This window comes from Flagellimonas algicola (genome assembly GCF_005937185.1).
GTDB lineage: Bacteria > Bacteroidota > Bacteroidia > Flavobacteriales > Flavobacteriaceae > Flagellimonas > Flagellimonas algicola.
The window spans coordinates 196,586-214,272 of record NZ_VCNI01000001.1 but is presented as its reverse complement, the minus strand read 5'-3'; the positions used below and the strand labels follow the sequence as shown (position 1 = coordinate 214,272).

General features: G+C 43.2%; 10 protein-coding genes. 1 reads left to right on the top strand and 9 read right to left on the bottom strand.

The window, feature by feature from the left end; genetic code table 11:
* Positions 1-103: 103 nt before the first annotated feature.
* Positions 104-1,981 (bottom strand): anaerobic ribonucleoside-triphosphate reductase, encoded by a 1,878-nt coding sequence (gene nrdD, locus FGG15_RS00905; RefSeq protein ID WP_237561712.1) that lies wholly within the window; start codon positions 1,979-1,981, stop codon positions 104-106.
* The gene (nrdG, locus tag FGG15_RS00900) at positions 1,978-2,436 is read right to left on the bottom strand and encodes an anaerobic ribonucleoside-triphosphate reductase activating protein (RefSeq protein ID WP_138832255.1); all 459 of its coding nucleotides are present in this window, start codon (positions 2,434-2,436) and stop codon (positions 1,978-1,980) included. Before nrdG ends, nrdD begins: the two co-directional genes overlap by 4 nt.
* Before the next feature lie 151 nt (positions 2,437-2,587).
* On the opposite strand from nrdG, the gene FGG15_RS00895 reads away from it, so the two are divergent.
* Complete coding sequence (locus tag FGG15_RS00895; protein WP_138832253.1) at positions 2,588-3,691, top strand: bestrophin family protein; 1,104 nt, start codon at positions 2,588-2,590, stop codon at positions 3,689-3,691.
* Positions 3,692-3,738: 47 nt separating this feature from the next.
* Here FGG15_RS00895 and FGG15_RS00890 read toward each other — a convergent pair whose 3' ends face one another.
* From FGG15_RS00890 to FGG15_RS00860, 7 genes are read right to left on the bottom strand one after another with little or no spacing between them, the layout of a single operon-like run.
* Positions 3,739-5,349: a sulfatase family protein gene (locus tag FGG15_RS00890; protein WP_138832251.1), complete on the bottom strand. Its 1,611-nt coding sequence runs from the start codon at positions 5,347-5,349 to the stop codon at positions 3,739-3,741.
* A 24-nt stretch (positions 5,350-5,373) separates the two neighbouring features.
* Complete coding sequence (gene bglX / locus FGG15_RS00885; RefSeq protein WP_138832249.1) at positions 5,374-7,653, bottom strand: beta-glucosidase BglX; 2,280 nt, start codon at positions 7,651-7,653, stop codon at positions 5,374-5,376.
* Between the two features lie 45 nt (positions 7,654-7,698).
* Positions 7,699-9,078, bottom strand: coding sequence for a glucoamylase family protein (locus FGG15_RS00880; protein ID WP_138832247.1), 1,380 nt, complete (start codon positions 9,076-9,078; stop codon positions 7,699-7,701).
* Positions 9,071-10,441, bottom strand: coding sequence for a glucoamylase family protein (locus FGG15_RS00875; RefSeq protein ID WP_138832245.1), 1,371 nt, complete (start codon positions 10,439-10,441; stop codon positions 9,071-9,073). The genes FGG15_RS00880 and FGG15_RS00875 overlap by 8 nt, the downstream gene beginning before the upstream one ends.
* A 29-nt stretch (positions 10,442-10,470) precedes the next feature.
* Entirely contained in the window at positions 10,471-12,858 is a 2,388-nt protein-coding gene (locus FGG15_RS00870; RefSeq protein WP_138832243.1) for a LamG-like jellyroll fold domain-containing protein, read from the bottom strand.
* Positions 12,859-12,884: 26 nt separating this feature from the next.
* Positions 12,885-14,423, bottom strand: coding sequence for a RagB/SusD family nutrient uptake outer membrane protein (locus FGG15_RS00865; RefSeq protein WP_138832241.1), 1,539 nt, complete (start codon positions 14,421-14,423; stop codon positions 12,885-12,887).
* A gap of 10 nt (positions 14,424-14,433) precedes the next feature.
* Complete coding sequence (locus FGG15_RS00860) at positions 14,434-17,475, bottom strand: SusC/RagA family TonB-linked outer membrane protein (protein WP_138832239.1); 3,042 nt, start codon at positions 17,473-17,475, stop codon at positions 14,434-14,436.
* Positions 17,476-17,687: the final 212 nt, after the last annotated feature.

The following is a 17,687-nucleotide window of genomic DNA, read 5'->3' as shown; positions in this document are numbered from 1 at the left end:
AGACTATTTTATCCTTTATTCTGTAAAAATAGATAGGTGCCTTAGTTGAACACATGATATTTATCATGTTTCACCATAAAGAGCGCTAAGATTGTGGTAATTGTCAGATGATTCGTTGTGTATCTGAAAAGTCAATTATGGGTTGACTCTTGGACTGATAACCATTCAGCACCTCAACTCTTTTCTTCGCCAAGTGCCCTTCTTTTTTATTTTCATGATAATATCTTAGACCATGTTCCCTTTGTCTTCCTGTACTAAAACTGGAAACCCGTTTCAAATATCCAATCACCCGAGTGGCATGATCCACTTCTTTGGAACTGCATTTACTACAGTTATGCAAGGTCCGCTTATCGATATGGTCACAACTGTTGCAAATAGTAATTTTAATATTGAAGCAGAAATAATTACATCCTGCTCTGGCCGTCGCGTGAATCAACTTTTCAAAACCCTCCTGATTGGGTGCCTCCTCCAGGTTAAGGTGTAGCGCCGAACCACCATCCAGGTATTTTATGGTTTCCTTACCGTGCAAAATAATTTTGTCCAAGGTGTTGGTATCTGTGTCCTCTACCCTATAGAAATAGGAGTTATAACAATCCCGGGGTACAAAAAGGCCATCCTTTCTATCCCAATTGGCATTTTTCACGCCCAGGTTTTCAGCTGGTACAAATTCAGTGTTGAACATATAACCATGCTCCTGTTTAGCATTTTTATTTTCAGTGTAGATGGCTTTGAGATAGGTGTTGACAAAGGCTTTGTAGTTTTCATTGTTCCCAACTTTGATTCCCTGACTCTCCGCTGCTTCCACCATTCCATTTATACCTATGGTCAGAAATTGTTTGTCCAACCCAATAAATCCAGCTTTATACACTGGCAGTAGTCCAGCAGCCTCATATTCTTCAATGAGTTTCCTGAAGGCCACTTGATATTTATGAATCTTTTTAACCTCTTCCGCGATATCCGCTCCTTTTTGAACCAATCGATTCATATTGAGCGTAATGACATTGATGGATCCGGTCGCGACGCCACCAGCGCCCAATGAATAACTGAAAGTGTTATCGCTGATCTCGTTACGGAGTCGGCAACAGGAAGCCAAGCTATCTGCATTTTCTGACTGATAAATAAAGAACGAATTACCTTCACTCAATTCCCTTGCGCACATTTGGGTGAATTCATGATCTACTGGCTTTCCTTCTTTGGTAAGCATGGCCGCGGTAACTACAGGAAAGGTCAAAATGGCTCTGGTGCGCTCGGCATTGAACCAGTTCATAAAGTAGGATTGCAGCTTTTTTACACTTTCCCACCTCGGTTTTGTCATGTCAGGAAAAACAAAATCCCCAAACATACTATTGAAGTAAGCTTCATCATATAGGGAAATATTCCAGAAAACAGATTGGTATCCCCTAGCGGCCGCTGGTTGATTAATAGCATAGACCACATGCTGTAAATGGTTGGCAATGGTCTTTTCATGGGTTTTCAGGTAATCTTCTCCATAATCAATCTTGGCAAAGTGATCAAAGTACATCAAAAACTCCACCGTGGCCAACGCCCCTGCAAATTGGGAACTGATAGCAAATACCAGATTGACAAACTCCCCACAAAAACTTTCCAAATGTTGGGGAGCCCTACTCTCCCCTCCCAATTTGGTAAGTCCGTCCAGCAGAAAAGGATACATGCTAATGGAAACGCAGTACGGTTTTAAAGAGGTTTCATCATGAACATAGATTTCATGGGACTCAATTTGCCTGGTATACTCTTCGGCAAGTTCATTACCAAAAAGGAATTCAATTTTATCTTTTACCAATTTTCTATTGACTTGGATGTTGATGTCCTTGTTCAATTCGGCCTCCATTGTGGCAATGTTTTTTGAGGTCACATTGGCGTTGGCATCCAGTTTTGATCCATCCGCCGCATTGGCTGAGTGCATATACTGGTTAATAAACTTTACTTTTTTTGAAATTTGTGCGTCGGTAAGTCGTATCATATGTGTTGTTCTTTTAGAAATAAGTGATTGCATATTTTGTTGGTCCGTACTTCTATGAATTTTTGGTTGGTCTTTTTGCTGTCCAATCCTCCAAGCTCTCGGATCCATTTTCCAGTTTTGATCCAGGTCAACTGTTGTAAGATGCCGTCTGTAACTTGATCCTGACCTGTGTACAAACAAGTTTTGTATCCTTTATTCTTGGCATGTTTTAAGTATTGAATAAGTTCATCTTGATGCCATTCCCCTCCCATGAAAAGGACACAGCTGGCGAATCCGTAATATTTATAAAGGATATGGTCAAACAGTTGGTGTGTAAGCTTTTCCCCGTTTCCCTCCTTCCATAAAAACGGGGAATGGCAGCCTTTGCAACGCAGTGAGCAACCAGAAATACTGAAGCAAAGGCTGATTTCGCCTGGTACTTCTTGAAGCACAATTTGGAGTTTGCTATAATACATAAATTAATAAAAGACCTTTTTATCTTTTAAAATTATAAAAGACTTCTATCCAAAAAATTCTATAGCAATTGAGTTATTAAGGATGTTATCAACATCAGGAAATTGCAAAAAATAGCTATTTTGTAGTTCAACTAACTGATTACATTCTCCCATGTACACTAGAAAAATTTTTCCCGTAAAGGGCGTTATCATGTGGACCAGAAGGCATATTTTACTTTTCCTTCTTTTGGCCTCCATTCCTGTTTTTCTGTTTGATGTTTTACGATGGAAATGGCTTCATGTGCCGTGGTTACCCCTTGGAGTATTGGGAACCGCTGTGGCATTTATCGTTAGTTTTAAGAACAATGCCTCCTATGACAGACTCTGGGAAGCCCGAAAAATCTGGGGAGGAATTGTCAACACCTCCAGGTCTTGGACCATTATGGTCAAGGATTTTATTACTAACAAACACGCCAAAATTCCGGTAAAGGATGTAGAGCTTAAAAGCATCAAACGGGAGTTGGTCCACCGACATGTAGCCTGGCTCACGGCTTTGCGATATCAATTACGAAAGGATAAACCTTGGGAATCTCATCTTAAAAATCAAAAGTCCAATAAGGAGTTCCGTGAATCCCAATATACCTTGTTGGAAGATAACGTTCCCATAGAAGAGGTCATCGCGCCCTACATTTCCAAAGACGAGTTTGAAGCCATATTCAGAAAAGGCAATCAGGCATCGCAATTGCTGGGTATCCAATCCAAAAGACTGGCTGAGCTTATGGATCAAGGCTTGATTGAGGATTTTCGACATATGGAAATGATGGCGATGCTCACCGAACTGTACACCCTTCAAGGGAAGAGTGAGCGAATCAAGAATTTTCCATATCCAAGGCAATTTGCCACCTTAAATTATGTATTCGTATGGGTATTTATTCTATTGGTTCCCTTTGGAATCATGGAGGGATTTGAGGTTATAGGAGATAGAATAATAAGTGACCTCAACGAGAACCCGGCCTATTTTGAGATCACCCAAAACCTTCAACTCTTTATTGGAAAACATTTTGTTTGGTTTTCCATTCCATTTAGTGCGTTGATCTCCTGGGTGTTCCATACCATGGAAGCTATTGGGGAGAATACCGAAAATCCGTTTGAAGGTGGACCTAATGACGTTCCCATCACCGATCTGAGTCGTGGCATAGAAATAGACATTCGCCAACTGATTGATGATACGGATATTCCGGAACCTTATCAATGGCAGAATGATATTGTAATGTAAATTCGATAGGATTGCTACCGCCTGTTGAGGTATAACAAAGTGGTTGTCTAAAGGTTCCCTCGAAGTCTTTCGAAAGCTTTAAAGGCCTTATCGACATCTTCTTTAGGTGCCCATTCAAATTCTCTTTGGGTTACCCCATAGTGGCTCTGGAGACTATCCAGTTTTTGACGCATTAAGGTAATTTGCTCGATGTATTGGGGGTCGTTGATGGCATTGCGTAGCTCGTTGGGATCTTTTTTCAGGTCATAAAACTCCCAAGCATCTATGTCATCATAAAAATGAATGAGCTTATAGCGCTGGGTTCTTACCCCGTATTGTTTTTTAACCATATGAAAGGCTGGGTAGTCATAATAATGGTAATAAATAGCTGCTTTAAAATCAGATTGGGAACCCTCCAAAACCTCTTTAAAGGATTCGCCTTGCATCTCAGAAGCATATTGGCTTCCACCTGCCAAGTCCAAAAAGGTGGGTGCGAAATCCAGATTCTGTACCATGGCACTAACTGACATACCAGGCTCAATTACTCCGGGTAACTGCATCAACAAGGGCATTCTCAGGGATTCTTCATACATAAACCGCTTGTCAAACCATCCTTTTTCACCCAAATAAAATCCTTGATCCGATGTGTACACCACCAAAGTATTTTTATCCAGTCCCGATTCCTCAAGATAATCGAGGATTTGACCAACCCCTTCGTCAACAGCAGCAACGGTAGCCAAATAATCCTGTAAATATCTCTGGCCCTTCCAAATATCCAATTCCTTGCCCGAAAGATTAGCAGCGTGATATGCATCATTCTTTGCGCTATAGGCATCGTCCCAAGCACTTCGTTGTTCCGGTGTCATACGTTCAAAATCCGTTGTCCAAGGATTATGAGCCAATGCAGGGTCTCCCAGTGCGGCCGTCATTTTTAAATCATGGCCCTCGTACATATCCCTAGAAATGGTCTGTTGCTGCTGTTGGGCTGCTAGTTGACCTTTATGTTCGCTGAAATATGTATCAGGCAACGGAAAAGTAACGGAATCATATTTGTTTGCATGTCTCAAAGCCGGCATCCAGTTCCTATGTGGGGCCTTATGGTGGACCATCATAAAAAAAGGCTTGCCATCTCTTTTATTCTGTAACCAATCCAGGCTTTTCTGGGTAATAATATCCGTAGCATATCCTTCAATAATGGTAGTATCTTTTCCCTTAATAAACTCTGGATTATAATAATTTCCCTGATCATTCAAAATTTCCCAATGATCAAATCCTGTTGGTTGCCCATAAAGATGCCATTTTCCAATGACCGCTGTTTGATAGTCCAGTTTTTGAAGGTATTTGGGCAAGGTAGCCTGATTATTGTCAAACCTTTCCCCGTTCATTCTAAAACCATTTATATGGCTGTGTTTTCCTGTAAGAATTACAGCCCGGCTAGGGCCACAAATGGAATTGGTGCAAAAACTATTCTGAAAAATTACCCCATTTGAAGCAATTCGGTCGATGTTGGGTGTAGGTGCCAATTGGGACAGCTGATGGCCATACGCACTAATTGCCTGAAAAGCATGATCATCTGCCATGATAAAAATAATGTTGGGTGGTACAACCTCGGTCTCATGCTTCTGACCTTTACAAGCCACGAGCAATAAAATGCCTATGTATATAATCACTTTTTGCATCCGTCTATTATTGCCTATTTGATTCTATTTTAAAGTGAAAGTTCTACTCAGAGCGGCATTGGAATCCGTTCCCACAAAAACTTCAAAGGCACCGGGTTCAGAAAGAAATTCCAAGTTCCCGTTGTAGAATTTCAAATCATCATGATTCAAGGTCAAGTGAACGGTTTTACGTTCACCTTTTTTGATAAAGACTTTTTTAAATCCTTTGAGTTCCCTCTTGGGGGGAGTAATGGAGCGGACCACATCGCGTAGGTAGAGCTGAACCACCTCTTCCCCATCAAAATTTCCGGTGTTCTTAACTTCTACCTGTATCTTCAATGATTCGTTCTGATGTATTTCCCGTTTATCCAGTTTTAAGTTTGAATATTTAAAGGTGGTATAACTCAATCCATACCCAAAAGGGAACAGTGGCGTATTGGGAGCATCCAAATAATTGGAGGTGAACTTTTGAAATTTTTCGTCTGGAGCTGGTCTTCCTGTATTTTTTACACTGTGGTAAACTGGAATCTGTCCCACATTTCTTGGCCAAGTTGCCGTGAGCTTACCAGATGGATTATAATCCCCAAAGACCACATCGGCTACCGCGTTTCCTGCCTCAACTCCAGGATGCCAAACTTGCAACAGGGCAATGGGTAATTCAAACTCTTCTGGAATGGTCAAAGGTCTTCCGCTCATTAATACTACGGCCACAGGATGTCCTGTATCAACCAAAGCCTTAATTAGTTTCTTTTGATTTTCGGGAATTGAAATATCTGTACGACTTGCGGCTTCCCCGCTCATTTCCGTGGCTTCACCCACTACAACTACCACAACATCTGCTTTCTTCGCAGTTTCTATCGCTTCGGCCAGTAATACGTTTGCAGGCTTTGGATCAATTTGAATGCGAGGGCCAAATACATTGACTTTTTTGGCAAAATCCTCATCATTGGAAATATTGGCACCTTTAGCATATTGGATATCCGCGCCTGGTGCAACGTCCTTAAACCCTTCCAAGATGGTAATGGCCAAATCTGGGTTTCCCGTAGGAGCCCAAGTACCTAACATGTTGTTTCTGCTGTCAGCTAATGGCCCAATCAAAGCAATTTTTGCTTTTTTATTCAACGGGAGGATTTGATCATGATTTTTGAGAAGAACAAAAGAACGGGTAGCTAGTTTTCTGGCCAAAGTCCTATTTTCAGCAGTCAGTATATCCTGTTTGGGGCGATTTGGGTCAAGATATCTGAAGGGGTTATCAAACAGACCTGCTTTGTATTTGGCTTCCAAAACTCTTCTACAAGCTTGCGTAATTTCAGCTTCGGTTACTTTACCCTCTTTTACAGATTTTTTCAAGGTGGTGAGAAACCCTTCACCCACCATATCCATGTCCAAACCTGCCTTGATGGCCAAACTGCTAACGGCTTGCAAATCGCCTAGACCGTGTGCCACCATTTCATTGATCGATGTGTAATCCGAAACCGCAAACCCATTGAACCCCCAACGTTCGCGCAACAATTCTGTCAGTAACCACTTATTGCCCGATGCGGGAATCCCGTCTATGTCATTAAAGGAACTCATCACACTGGCAACACCTGCATCCACAGCAGCTTTGTACGGAGGCAAGTACTGATTGAACATCTTGATCTTGCTCATATCCACGGAATGATAATCCCTTCCCGCTTCGGAAGCTCCATAAAGGGCCAAGTGTTTTACACAGGCCAACATCGTATTTGGCGCCATTAAATCGAGGCCCTGATATCCTTTAACCATAGCTCTAGCAATGGCTGAACCTAAAAAGGGGTCCTCCCCTGCTCCTTCGGCTATTCGTCCCCATCTGGGGTCCCGGGCAATGTCCACCATGGGCGAAAAATTCCACATAATGCCATCTGCAGTGGCTTCTTTGGCGGCCATTCGCGCAGCCTCTTCCATCAAATCCATATCCCAACTACACGAAAGTCCCAGTGGAATGGGATAGGTGGTTTGGTATCCATGAATGACATCTGCTCCTATCAGCAACGGAATTTTAAGCCGAGTATGGTTTACTGCCATTTCTTGTGCCATACGAACCTTGTCGGGACCGGAAATCCCAAACAAACCTCCAACCTGACCTGCCTTGATTTTGGCTTCTACGTTTTTGCTTACCACTGCGCCTGTTGCCACCCCACCTCCTGGTGTAAGTAAGTTTAATTGCCCTATTTTTTCCTCCAAGGTCATTTTGTCCAGCAAAGTCTCCACCTCTGGAATGGGTGATTTGATTTGGCCCTGGGTATGTCCAGTTACTAAAAAGCCTATCAGGAAGAACAAAAAGTAGTGTTGGATTTTGGTCATGTTAAATCGTTTCGAAAAGGATTGCCCCATCAGTGACTGGGGGTTTTAATTGTTGTATTGGAATCCAAACAGATCAAGTCCGTTCTGAACATCTTCATTCTGCATGAAAAGATCCCAGAGCAGTTCTGTTCTGTAATTTTCTATCATTAATACTTGAGGTCCCTGGTCTATGGCCAAATAAGCTTCTGCCACCCAAAAATCATTTTCAGGGCTAAAGGCATCATAAAAGCCAGCCGGCCCCAATAACTTATCCTTGTTCCGATGGAAATAATGCATGGCCTCCAATGCCTTTTCAGGAGCGTAGGGAATCGAAGAGATCGCCGCAGTGGGTGAAATCACACCAGTATCGTTGGCGGGATGATGGGCATTATAACCTAGGTTTCCATCACTGTTTCGGGTATAGCTAGCGGTAAGACCCCAACAATCCGGTCCGTAATCCTCAAAGTTTTTGGGATTCTCAACGCAATAGTTGTAGTTGATGTTGGTATGGTTAAGGTTTACACTCCAATAGTTGGCAAATTCATCTGAAAGCCCTTTTGGGTTCAATCCCAAATAGGAATAATGCGCCCAAAACAAAGGACCTCCATACTGTTGGGCCCCTGGATGTCTAACAATTAAGGGAATGCCATACTGGGTATTGGAGGATTTGATCCCACCATTTGAAGCCCAACCGTTGGTGTAGACCTCCTTGGTAATGCCATAATCAGGAGATGCGGCTGCCAAAACATAGGCAATCAAAACTTCATTGTATCCCTTGAGTTCCAAATTAATATCGAATCCAAAATTGGGACTCCAATGCCAATACAAGGCATTTTTTTCTTGAGTATACCAATTCCATTCTACCCCTTTCCACAGCGTATCCGCCTGTCCAGAAATCTCTTTTTCAACATCCGTCCCATTTTTGAAATATTCTTTAACGCAGATCAGTCCCTGAACCAGAAATGCCGTTTCCACCAAATCCCCACCATTGTCCGTTGGGCTAAAAGGTATAACGTTGCCCGTACTCCCATTTATCCAATGGGACCAAGCTCCATGGAACCTATCTGCATTTTCCAAAAAATCCAGCAATTGTGAAAGACGTCGTACCCCTTGCTCCCGCGTGATATATCCTCTTTCAACCCCTACCAAAATGGCCATCAGTCCGAAGCCTGTTCCACCAGAAGTGACCACATGCGAGTCCCTGCCCGGATCATTGGGGTGATACCGTTCTTTGGCTCCACCAGAATTGGTCTCTGCAAAATCCCAGAAATATCTGAAGGTCTCCCTTTGTGTCAAGTCTAGAAGTTCTTCATCGCTGATTGTAGGTTCTGGCACCACAGGCTCGTCATCATCTGGAAATGCGATTGGGGTATAGGTGTAATCATCTTCTCCACAAGCATAAATAAGACAGAGTAAAAAGACTAAAAAAAAGGGGGCTTTACCCATTATTTTCGGTTTTGGAATGTTGAAACCCTAGTTTATCTAAACCTTTTTGCACTTCTTGGTTGGACATGAACAGCTTCCAAAACAGCCCGCTTCGATGGTTTTCAATCATGACCGGTATTGGACCTTGATCAATGGCCAAGTACCGAGGTAAATACCATTTTTTATCCAAACTAAATGCGTCATATGGTCCGTATTTGCCTACTAAACTATCTTGTTCTGTATACATATATCGAAGGAAACGCATGCTTTCTTTAGGGGTGTACGGCATGGACGAAAGTGCCGCCGTGGGTGAAACTACACCAATGTCCCTATCCGGTCGGTGGCTGGCATATCCCTTGGGAGAATAACTGGAAGTGAGTCCCCAGCATTCCTCTCCATATCCCTTAAAGCCTTTTGGATTTTCCAAGCTGTGGTTGTAGTGAATCCGAGCGTGGTTCACGTTCAATTTCCAATAATCGGCATAAGCATCCGTAAGCCCTTTGGGATTTAAACCCAAATATGAATAATGTGCCCAAAACAAAGGTCCAACTGGCGAACTATCGTGTTCATAATGATCCAGTTCAGTTTCCAAGCCATAATAGATCGTATCCTTAGTGATATTACCGCTTTTGGCCCAACCCTTTTCGTACACATTTTTTTCAATAGGGTGGGTAGGAGAACTGGCCGCCAAAATGTACATGATCAAGGCTTCATTGTATCCACCCACTGGAAAATTCATTTCCCATTGATATTCCGGGCTCCAATGCCAGTAGAGTACCTTTTCCCCATTTTTGGTGTACCAATCCCACTCAACTTCCTCCCAGAGTTTTTGAATGCGCTCACAGAGCTGTTGTTCCTGTTCATTTCCGTTGCTGAAGTACGCTTTTACTGTAAGCAAACCTTGGATAAGAAAGGCGGTTTCCACAAGATCCCCTCCATTATCCTTTGGACTAAAAGGTGCCGTTTTACCGCTTGGTTGCAGCCAATGTGGCCAAGCCCCGTGAAATCGATCGGCCTTTTCCAAAAAGGACACAGCCTTTTCATATCGCAGAAGTGCCTGTTCCCTGTTTATAAACCCACGTTCCACGCCCACCAAAATGGCCATCAAGCCAAAGCCGGAACCTCCAATGGTGATTACGTCCTTGTCATGGCTGGGATAAATGTTATCCAAGTGAATACGCTCGCGGGCAAGTCCTGAAATTGGTTCAGCTCCTTCCCAAAAATAATTGAAGGTCTGTTCTTGAACGAGGTTCAACAAATCTTCATCCGAATATGCTTTAGCTGAAGTATTTTGAGCTATAGCCTTTTTGCTAGTTCCTTGGCCATTGCATCCCGCTACTGTGAATGCAACGACCAAAAGAACTGAAATTAAAAATAACCTCATTGAAAACTAACTAACTCTAATAATTGCTATTAATTTATAATGTCTTGTATCTCGGTCTGGGTCAAAGCTTTATTGAACAATCTAAGTTCATCGATATAACTCAAATCTGACCAATGGTTCCATTGGGTGAATCGTGGAGTACCTGATCCGATGGACAATACATCACATCCACTCCAATCGATTCCATCAAATGCGCCTTGAGCCACTACATCGCCGTTTATGTAGACCACACATTCTGTTCCGGAAATGGTGAAGGCCAAATGGACCCAATCTGTGGTATCGCTAGGTATTGAGGCCGTTGCTCCGCCATCAAACCAGCTGTCTGCTGTGCCATTACCGGCATTAAGCTTGAAAACCTGTCCGTCTCCCCCTGCTTCGCGGAAGAATCTAAATCCGTTCGTTCTTAGATTCTGCACATCTGGATATTCCGCATTTTCGGTATCTGGTGGTCCCATGACCAAAATTCCTGCCCTATCTGGGTCAGCGTTGATTTTGTACCACATGGTCGCACTAAACTCATCGCCTGTCAGGTTTGTGGTTGGGAAGGTTAAATAGGAATCTGCTGCACCTGCATAGGCCTCATCCCCGCTAACTCCTTCGCCCGCGGTTCCCGGAGTTCCCACGGCGGTTGCCTCTGCTCCACTCACCAAATCGGTATTAGTGCCATTAAAAGGAAGGTACAAGGTTTCACCATCCAGCGGTTGATACCCTCCCCCATAGACTTCTTGCACTTCTTCAAAACTCAATGCTTTGGTAAAGAAACGAAGTTCGTCCAGGGCACTTAAATCGGACAAATGGTTCCAATAGTCAAAAGTGGGGCCTCCGGACCCTATGTTGAACGTTTCGCAACCCGTCCAATCAACAGGTGCCGACATATCCGAAGAGCGGACTTCCACCCCATTAAAGTAGATGGTGTTCTTATCATTGGCTATGGTAAAGGTAATATGCACCCATTCGCCTGCCGCTACATCTATCACGTCACCATCGTTCCAACTTTCACCTGCACCGGTTCCTACGTTTAACTTGATGCGCTGTTCGTCAGCATTACCTTCCCTGAACAATCTAAAACCTTGGAAACGGTCATCTACATCGTCCCCAATTACTATAATTCCAGCCCGATCAGGGTCCGCGTTGACCATATACCAAAATGCTCCACTAAACTCAGAGGTGAGTAGTCCTTCCGCAGGGTAATTTATGTATGAATCGGTAGCTCCCATAAAAGCTTGATCTCCTTCCTGGCTATCATTTGTAAATCCAGTTGAGCCCACTTGTTGGGCCACTTTGCTTCCCACCATATCAATGTAGTCCCCTTCAAATGGCATGTACAATGACTCACCAGGGAACTTAGGGATGTAAGGATTCACCGCATTCAACATGATTTGAATATCAGTTTGTGAAAGCGCCTTATTAAAAATACGTAGCTCATCCATGTCACTGGAATCGGACTTGTGGTTCCAATAGTCAAATGTGGGGCCACCCGCCCCAATGGTCATCACCTCGCAATTGGTCCAATCAATAGGTGCTGCTAAATCGGCTGAAAGCGTTTCCATTCCGTTAAAATAGATGGTACTTTTTGTTCCCGAAATGGAAACGGCAATGTGTACCCATTCTCCAGCGGTTACATCTATAACACCTCCATCGTTCCAGCTTTCGCCATCTCCTGTGCCCACGTTGAGCTTGATTCGCTGTTCATCAGCACTACCTTCCCTGAATAACCTAAATCCTTGACGGCGGTCATCGGCATCATCGCCAACCACTAAAATACCTGCGCGGTCCGGGGTGGAATTTACTTTATACCAAAATGCCGCGCTGAATTCGTTGCTTTTCAAATTGTCCATTGGAAATTCCAAATAGGCATCTGTAGTGCCTCTATAGGCATCGGAACCAACAAAACCACCACCTGCAAAGCCAGGTGCCCCAACTTCTGTTGCTTGTTGAAATCCAATCAAGTCCCTGTAGTCCCCATCAAAGGGCATGTAGAACACTTCACCATCAAACATGGAAACATAGGGAGGGGCTTTGGCGAAATTCACCTCTTCCGTAGTTGTTTTTCCCTCTATGTCCGACGCCGTAACCGTTAGTTTATGGTCACCGTCCTTCAGACCATCATAGGTGAATTCTTCCAAAACAATCCTATAGTCCTTAAATGTATTGAAGGAAGCTATTTGGTTTCCGTCCAGAAGTACCTTGATATCTTTCACCTCAATGTCATCTGTTACTCTAATATCGATATCCAAGGTAGTCTCATCCTCAAAAACCTTTATTTCTGTTCCTTCAGTTGGGTAATTGATGGTCACCTGCGGGGCAGATTCATCTGCGCCTGCACCTACCTCGGTTATAGGGTCTATACCTTGATCACATGCGGTAAAAAATGCCACCGTTAGTAAGGCTGCCAGTATCTTATATGTTTTTTTCATCGTTTAGTTCTTTTCGGTTATTTCTGTTAGTTGCCCAAGATTGGAAACTGATCTACTTGAGCCTGTGGATACGGTAGAAATGCTTTGTCAGCACTAAAGGTTCTCCCATCATAACTTAGTTCACTGGTTCTATTGAGTCGGACCATGTCGTAATATCTCTTTCCCCATTCCATGCCCAATTCAGCGAACTTTTCATCCAAAACTTGATCTAAGGTGGCACCTGAAATAGCAGGCATATTGGCTCTAGTCCGAACCAAATTCACGGCTTGATCTGCGGACATTCCAGAAGCGGTTGCACCTTGGGCCAATGCTTCGGCATACATCAACAAAATCTCGGCATACCTGATAATGTTGAAGTTTTTATTGCTGCCATATGCTGTTCTACCTGATATTAGTTGATTGGAAGGCAGATAGTGTTTCCCACTGGCAAACAAGGCCCGGGCATAATCCTCAATGACGTCTCCATCCCTGGTAGTATTGCTTACAAAAGCAGGCAATGTGGCATAATTGGGATCCGTTTGCAATTCGGTAATGCCTCTGTCCGTGAACAAAACACTAGTCTCCAAGCGAACGGTTTCCCCCCGATCCAACATAAACTTGATGAATTTCATACTGGGTTCAAAAAAGCCCCAACCGCTGGAAGCTCCATCCACAGCTGGCGTCCATCCCTGCGGTCCATAAGGCGCGTACAAATGACTTTCACGATCTCCTTCACCTTGTCCAAAATCGGAATATTGCATATCGAGAATGCTCTCATCACTTAATTTTCCAGGGGTTTTAAATAACTCGTAGAAATCAGGGAACAAACTAAACTTGTTGGAGCTGATAATCTCTGAGCAAGCATCTGCCACCACTTGATAATTTCCCAATTCTTGATTGGCCAATGCCTTAATGGCCAAGGCTGTATACTCGGTAACCCCTCCAGGGAGATCCTGTCTCTCATTGGGACGCATATTAGGTAAAAATGGCAGAGCCTCATCCATTTGATCGGAAATGTGCTGCATGACCTCAGCTTGGGTTGGCACCGTTTCCACGTCAAAAAGTTCTGATGTTTCTGAAGATGTAGGAATAAATACATCCCCCCAAACTTGTGAAATATGGAATAGCATTATGGCCCTTAATACTTTGGCCTCTGCAATATATTGATCTCCCAAAGCCTGCCCCGCCGCATCAGCAACTTCCTGGTATCTGGCTATTTGCTCCATACCTGTATGGGCCGTAATCACATCCACATAGATGTTTTCCCAAAGGGAATTATACATCCAATAATCTTTGTTGTAATTGAAAAGGTCTGTTTCTGCAAAATCTTGCTGATCCCCCAATCCGCCAGCATTGACATCATCTCCACGTACTGCTATCAGCAAAGGTTGTTCCCAACCTCTGGATTGAAAGGCCTCATACACCCCAATAATGGAGAGTATCATGTCATCTGTATTTGTAAAGTCCGTACCACCGGCAAAATTGTTGTTCAATTGTGGTTCATCCAGTTTGTCCGAGCATCCTACTGCGGCCAAAAGAAGGAGTACCGCTAGGGTTATGTTCTTGATTTTCTTAGTTAGCTTCATTTTCTTTTTTTTAGATTTTTACGTTTACTCCAATGGTATAAACTGCGGGTATTGGATAGGTTTCGTTATCCACACCATTTGGTACTTCAGGATTGAATCCGTTGTAATTGAACAAGGTTAATGGCTTTTCAGCAGTAGCATAGATTCTTACCTGTGGTATTCCTTGTTGACTTCCATCTTTATTGATGGTATAGCCCAGGGTTATGTTTTGAATTCTAAAGAAATCGCCGTCTTCTATGAAAAAGTCGTTCAGTCTTTGGTTCCATCCCTTTCGAATTCCAGCTGAAGATGGGTAACTGTTCGATGTACCTTCACCATGCCATCTGTTTACCGCAAAGTCCCGATCCCAATTGGTATCATTGGTAAAGATTACCTCTCCGCGTTTCCGGTTGAGAATGGAATTGCCACCTTGACCAATGGCACTAGTACTAAAGTCCCAATTTTTATAATTGAATCCTATATTGAATCCATAGGTATACGAGGGAAGAAAAGACCCTAAAACGGTTCGGTCATCATCGTTAATATCTCCGTCGCCATTGATGTCCCTGTAAATAAAGTCCCCAGGTTCCAAGTCATTGGCAACCGCCACTGGATCGGCTTGTATTTGGGCTTCATTTTGATACACTCCTATGATTTCCCTACCATAAAAGGCAAATATGGATTCGCCTACAATGGATCGCTGACGGAATTCCGCCGTGCCGGCATCCAAAAATTCAGCTCCTCCTAAACCTAGAACCTCATTATCCAAGGAGGCAAAGTTGGCTCCTATAGAGTAGCTAAAGTCATTAGAAACCCTTTTGTCCCAGTTAAGAGCTATTTCCAACCCGCTATTTCTGATTTCGCCCACATTTTGTCTAGTGGATCCGGGAATAAGGGGCCGCAGTACTGGAATTACCGCATCTTCCGTGTCCCTTATATAATAGTCGGCTTCTATGGAAAGGTTATCGTTGAACATTCTTGCTGAAAGTCCTGCATTGATTTCCTCGGTTACTTCCCATTTAAGGGCAGTGAAATCGCTACTGGTGTTTAAACCACTGAAAAGAACGTCCCCGAGTGCGGTTGTCACTACTTCTGACGTAATGGAGCCTTCACTGGAAGGAACTCGGTCGTTCCCCAATTCTCCCCAACTACCTCTTAGCTTTAGGTAGTTAAGCGTATTATTTTCGGGAAAAAAGCTTTCTTCGGATACCACCCAACCTGCACCAACAGTGGGGAAATACCCCCATTTTTCCTGATACTTGTTGGTGCCATCTGCACGGAAAGTCCCATATAATAGATAGCGGTTGTTAAAGTTGTAGGACACCCTTCCGAAGTAGGAAAAGCCAAATTCCCTAGCACCTCCGTCAAAGGTATCTTCTTCCACAATGGTTTGCGCAAGATTTATAAAGTACGCTTCTTCTCCGGATAATGGAAAATTCAATCCTCTTGCCTGAATCAAGTCAATGGCTTCATCCCGAAAAGAAGAACCCGCCAATACGGTAAGGTTGTGCTTACCAAAATCATCGGTATAGGTAAGGGTATTGTCCCAAATCTGGTTGGATGTTGTCGTACTTCTTTTTAAGAGTGATGCATCCACTCTTTGGAAATTGTCGCCGATAAAATAGGGAAGCCGTACTTCTCGTCTGTCAATGGTTTCAAAGTTATGGTTGTAAGCCGTTCTAAATTTTAACTTTTCCGGTACTAGATCAACCTCTGCATAGAAATTAGCCACAATGTTTCGGATTTTAGAACGGTTCTCACTGAAATCCATAGTGGGAAATGGATTTTGTCCGCCGCGGTAACCCAAATCCTGGGCGTTGGCATAAGGTGTTGGGAATACATTTGGATCTTCTTCCAAAAGCGGGTCAAAAACCGGTAAAATAGGCACCGCAAAATATGCGGCTCTCCATGCTGAAGTTTCTGCATCAAATCGAGTAGAATTACTAAAAACCACACTTCCACCCACTTTTAGCCAATCATTGGCCTTGTAATCTATTTTACTTCGCAGGTTAAAACGTTCATATTCGTTCTTCATTTTTAGAATACCTCCTTGCTCAAAATAGTTGGCTCCAATAGCATAGGTGGCATTTTCACTTCCTCCGGAGATTCCAATACTATGATTTTGAATCAAGGCCAAGCGCATCACCTCATCATACCAATCGGTGTTGACATCGGGTACGTTAGGGTTAATTCTACTGCGTCCATATCGTTGCATGGCATTCAGAATAAACTCTGCATCTGGATCGGAACCTGATTCCAAGGCCAAAGTTGTAAACTGTTCCGCATTGGCCATTTTCAATACATTCTGTGGTACTTGATATCCGGAATAACCATCATAAGTAATTTGCGGTTTTTGGTTGAATTTTCCGGATTTAGTTTCAACAAGAACAACCCCATTGGCAGCCCTCACCCCATAAATAGCCGCAGCGGATGCATCCTTTAAGATAGAAACCGAAGCGATATCCGTTGGATTCAAAAAGGTGATATCACCAAAGAAAGCCCCGTCCACCACATAAAGCGGTTGACTTGGGTCAATGTTGTCATTAAGATTGGTGTCGTAAGATCCAATTCCCCTAACCCTTACGGTTGGGGACTGTCCTGGTCCTCCATTGTTCACAATCTGGAGTCCTGCCACCCGTCCTTGTAAGGCTTGCATGGGTTGACCCACTGGAGCTAGTTCCAGTACCTCAGAATCAACCGTGGTGATAGCGGATGTAAGGTCCTTTACCTTTAATTCGCCATAACCCACCACAACCACTTCATCAAGGAATTGGGTATCTTCCTGAAGTGTTACATTAATGGTTGTTTGACCATTAACAGCTATTTCCTGTGTACTATAGCCAATATAGCTAAACACCAAAGTGCCATTGGGGTCAATGTTGGAAATGGAGAAATTTCCATCAAAATCCGTCTGTACTCCTGTTGTTGTACCCTGTAAGATCACTGAAGCTCCGGGCAAAGGTTCTCCCAGCTCATCATTCACGGTTCCTGAAACTGTAATATTACTTTGCCCAAATGCAACAATTTGGCAGCACAAAAGTGATATTACCAATAATACGTTTCCAAATTTCATAATTGTTTAATAGTTGAGTTATGTTTTTGCTAATTTAATAATGGAACCCGCCCTCCATAGTTAAAAGGAGTACATAAAAAATACATCACTTTGAAACCGTCTGGAAAGCTCTATTTTCATAGGCTTTGCAGTAGTAAATTTGTTCAAATGAGAAAGATTTTTTTAGTAGTGATGTAGTAATGATGTATTGGTGTTTTGAAGCAAATTGTAGG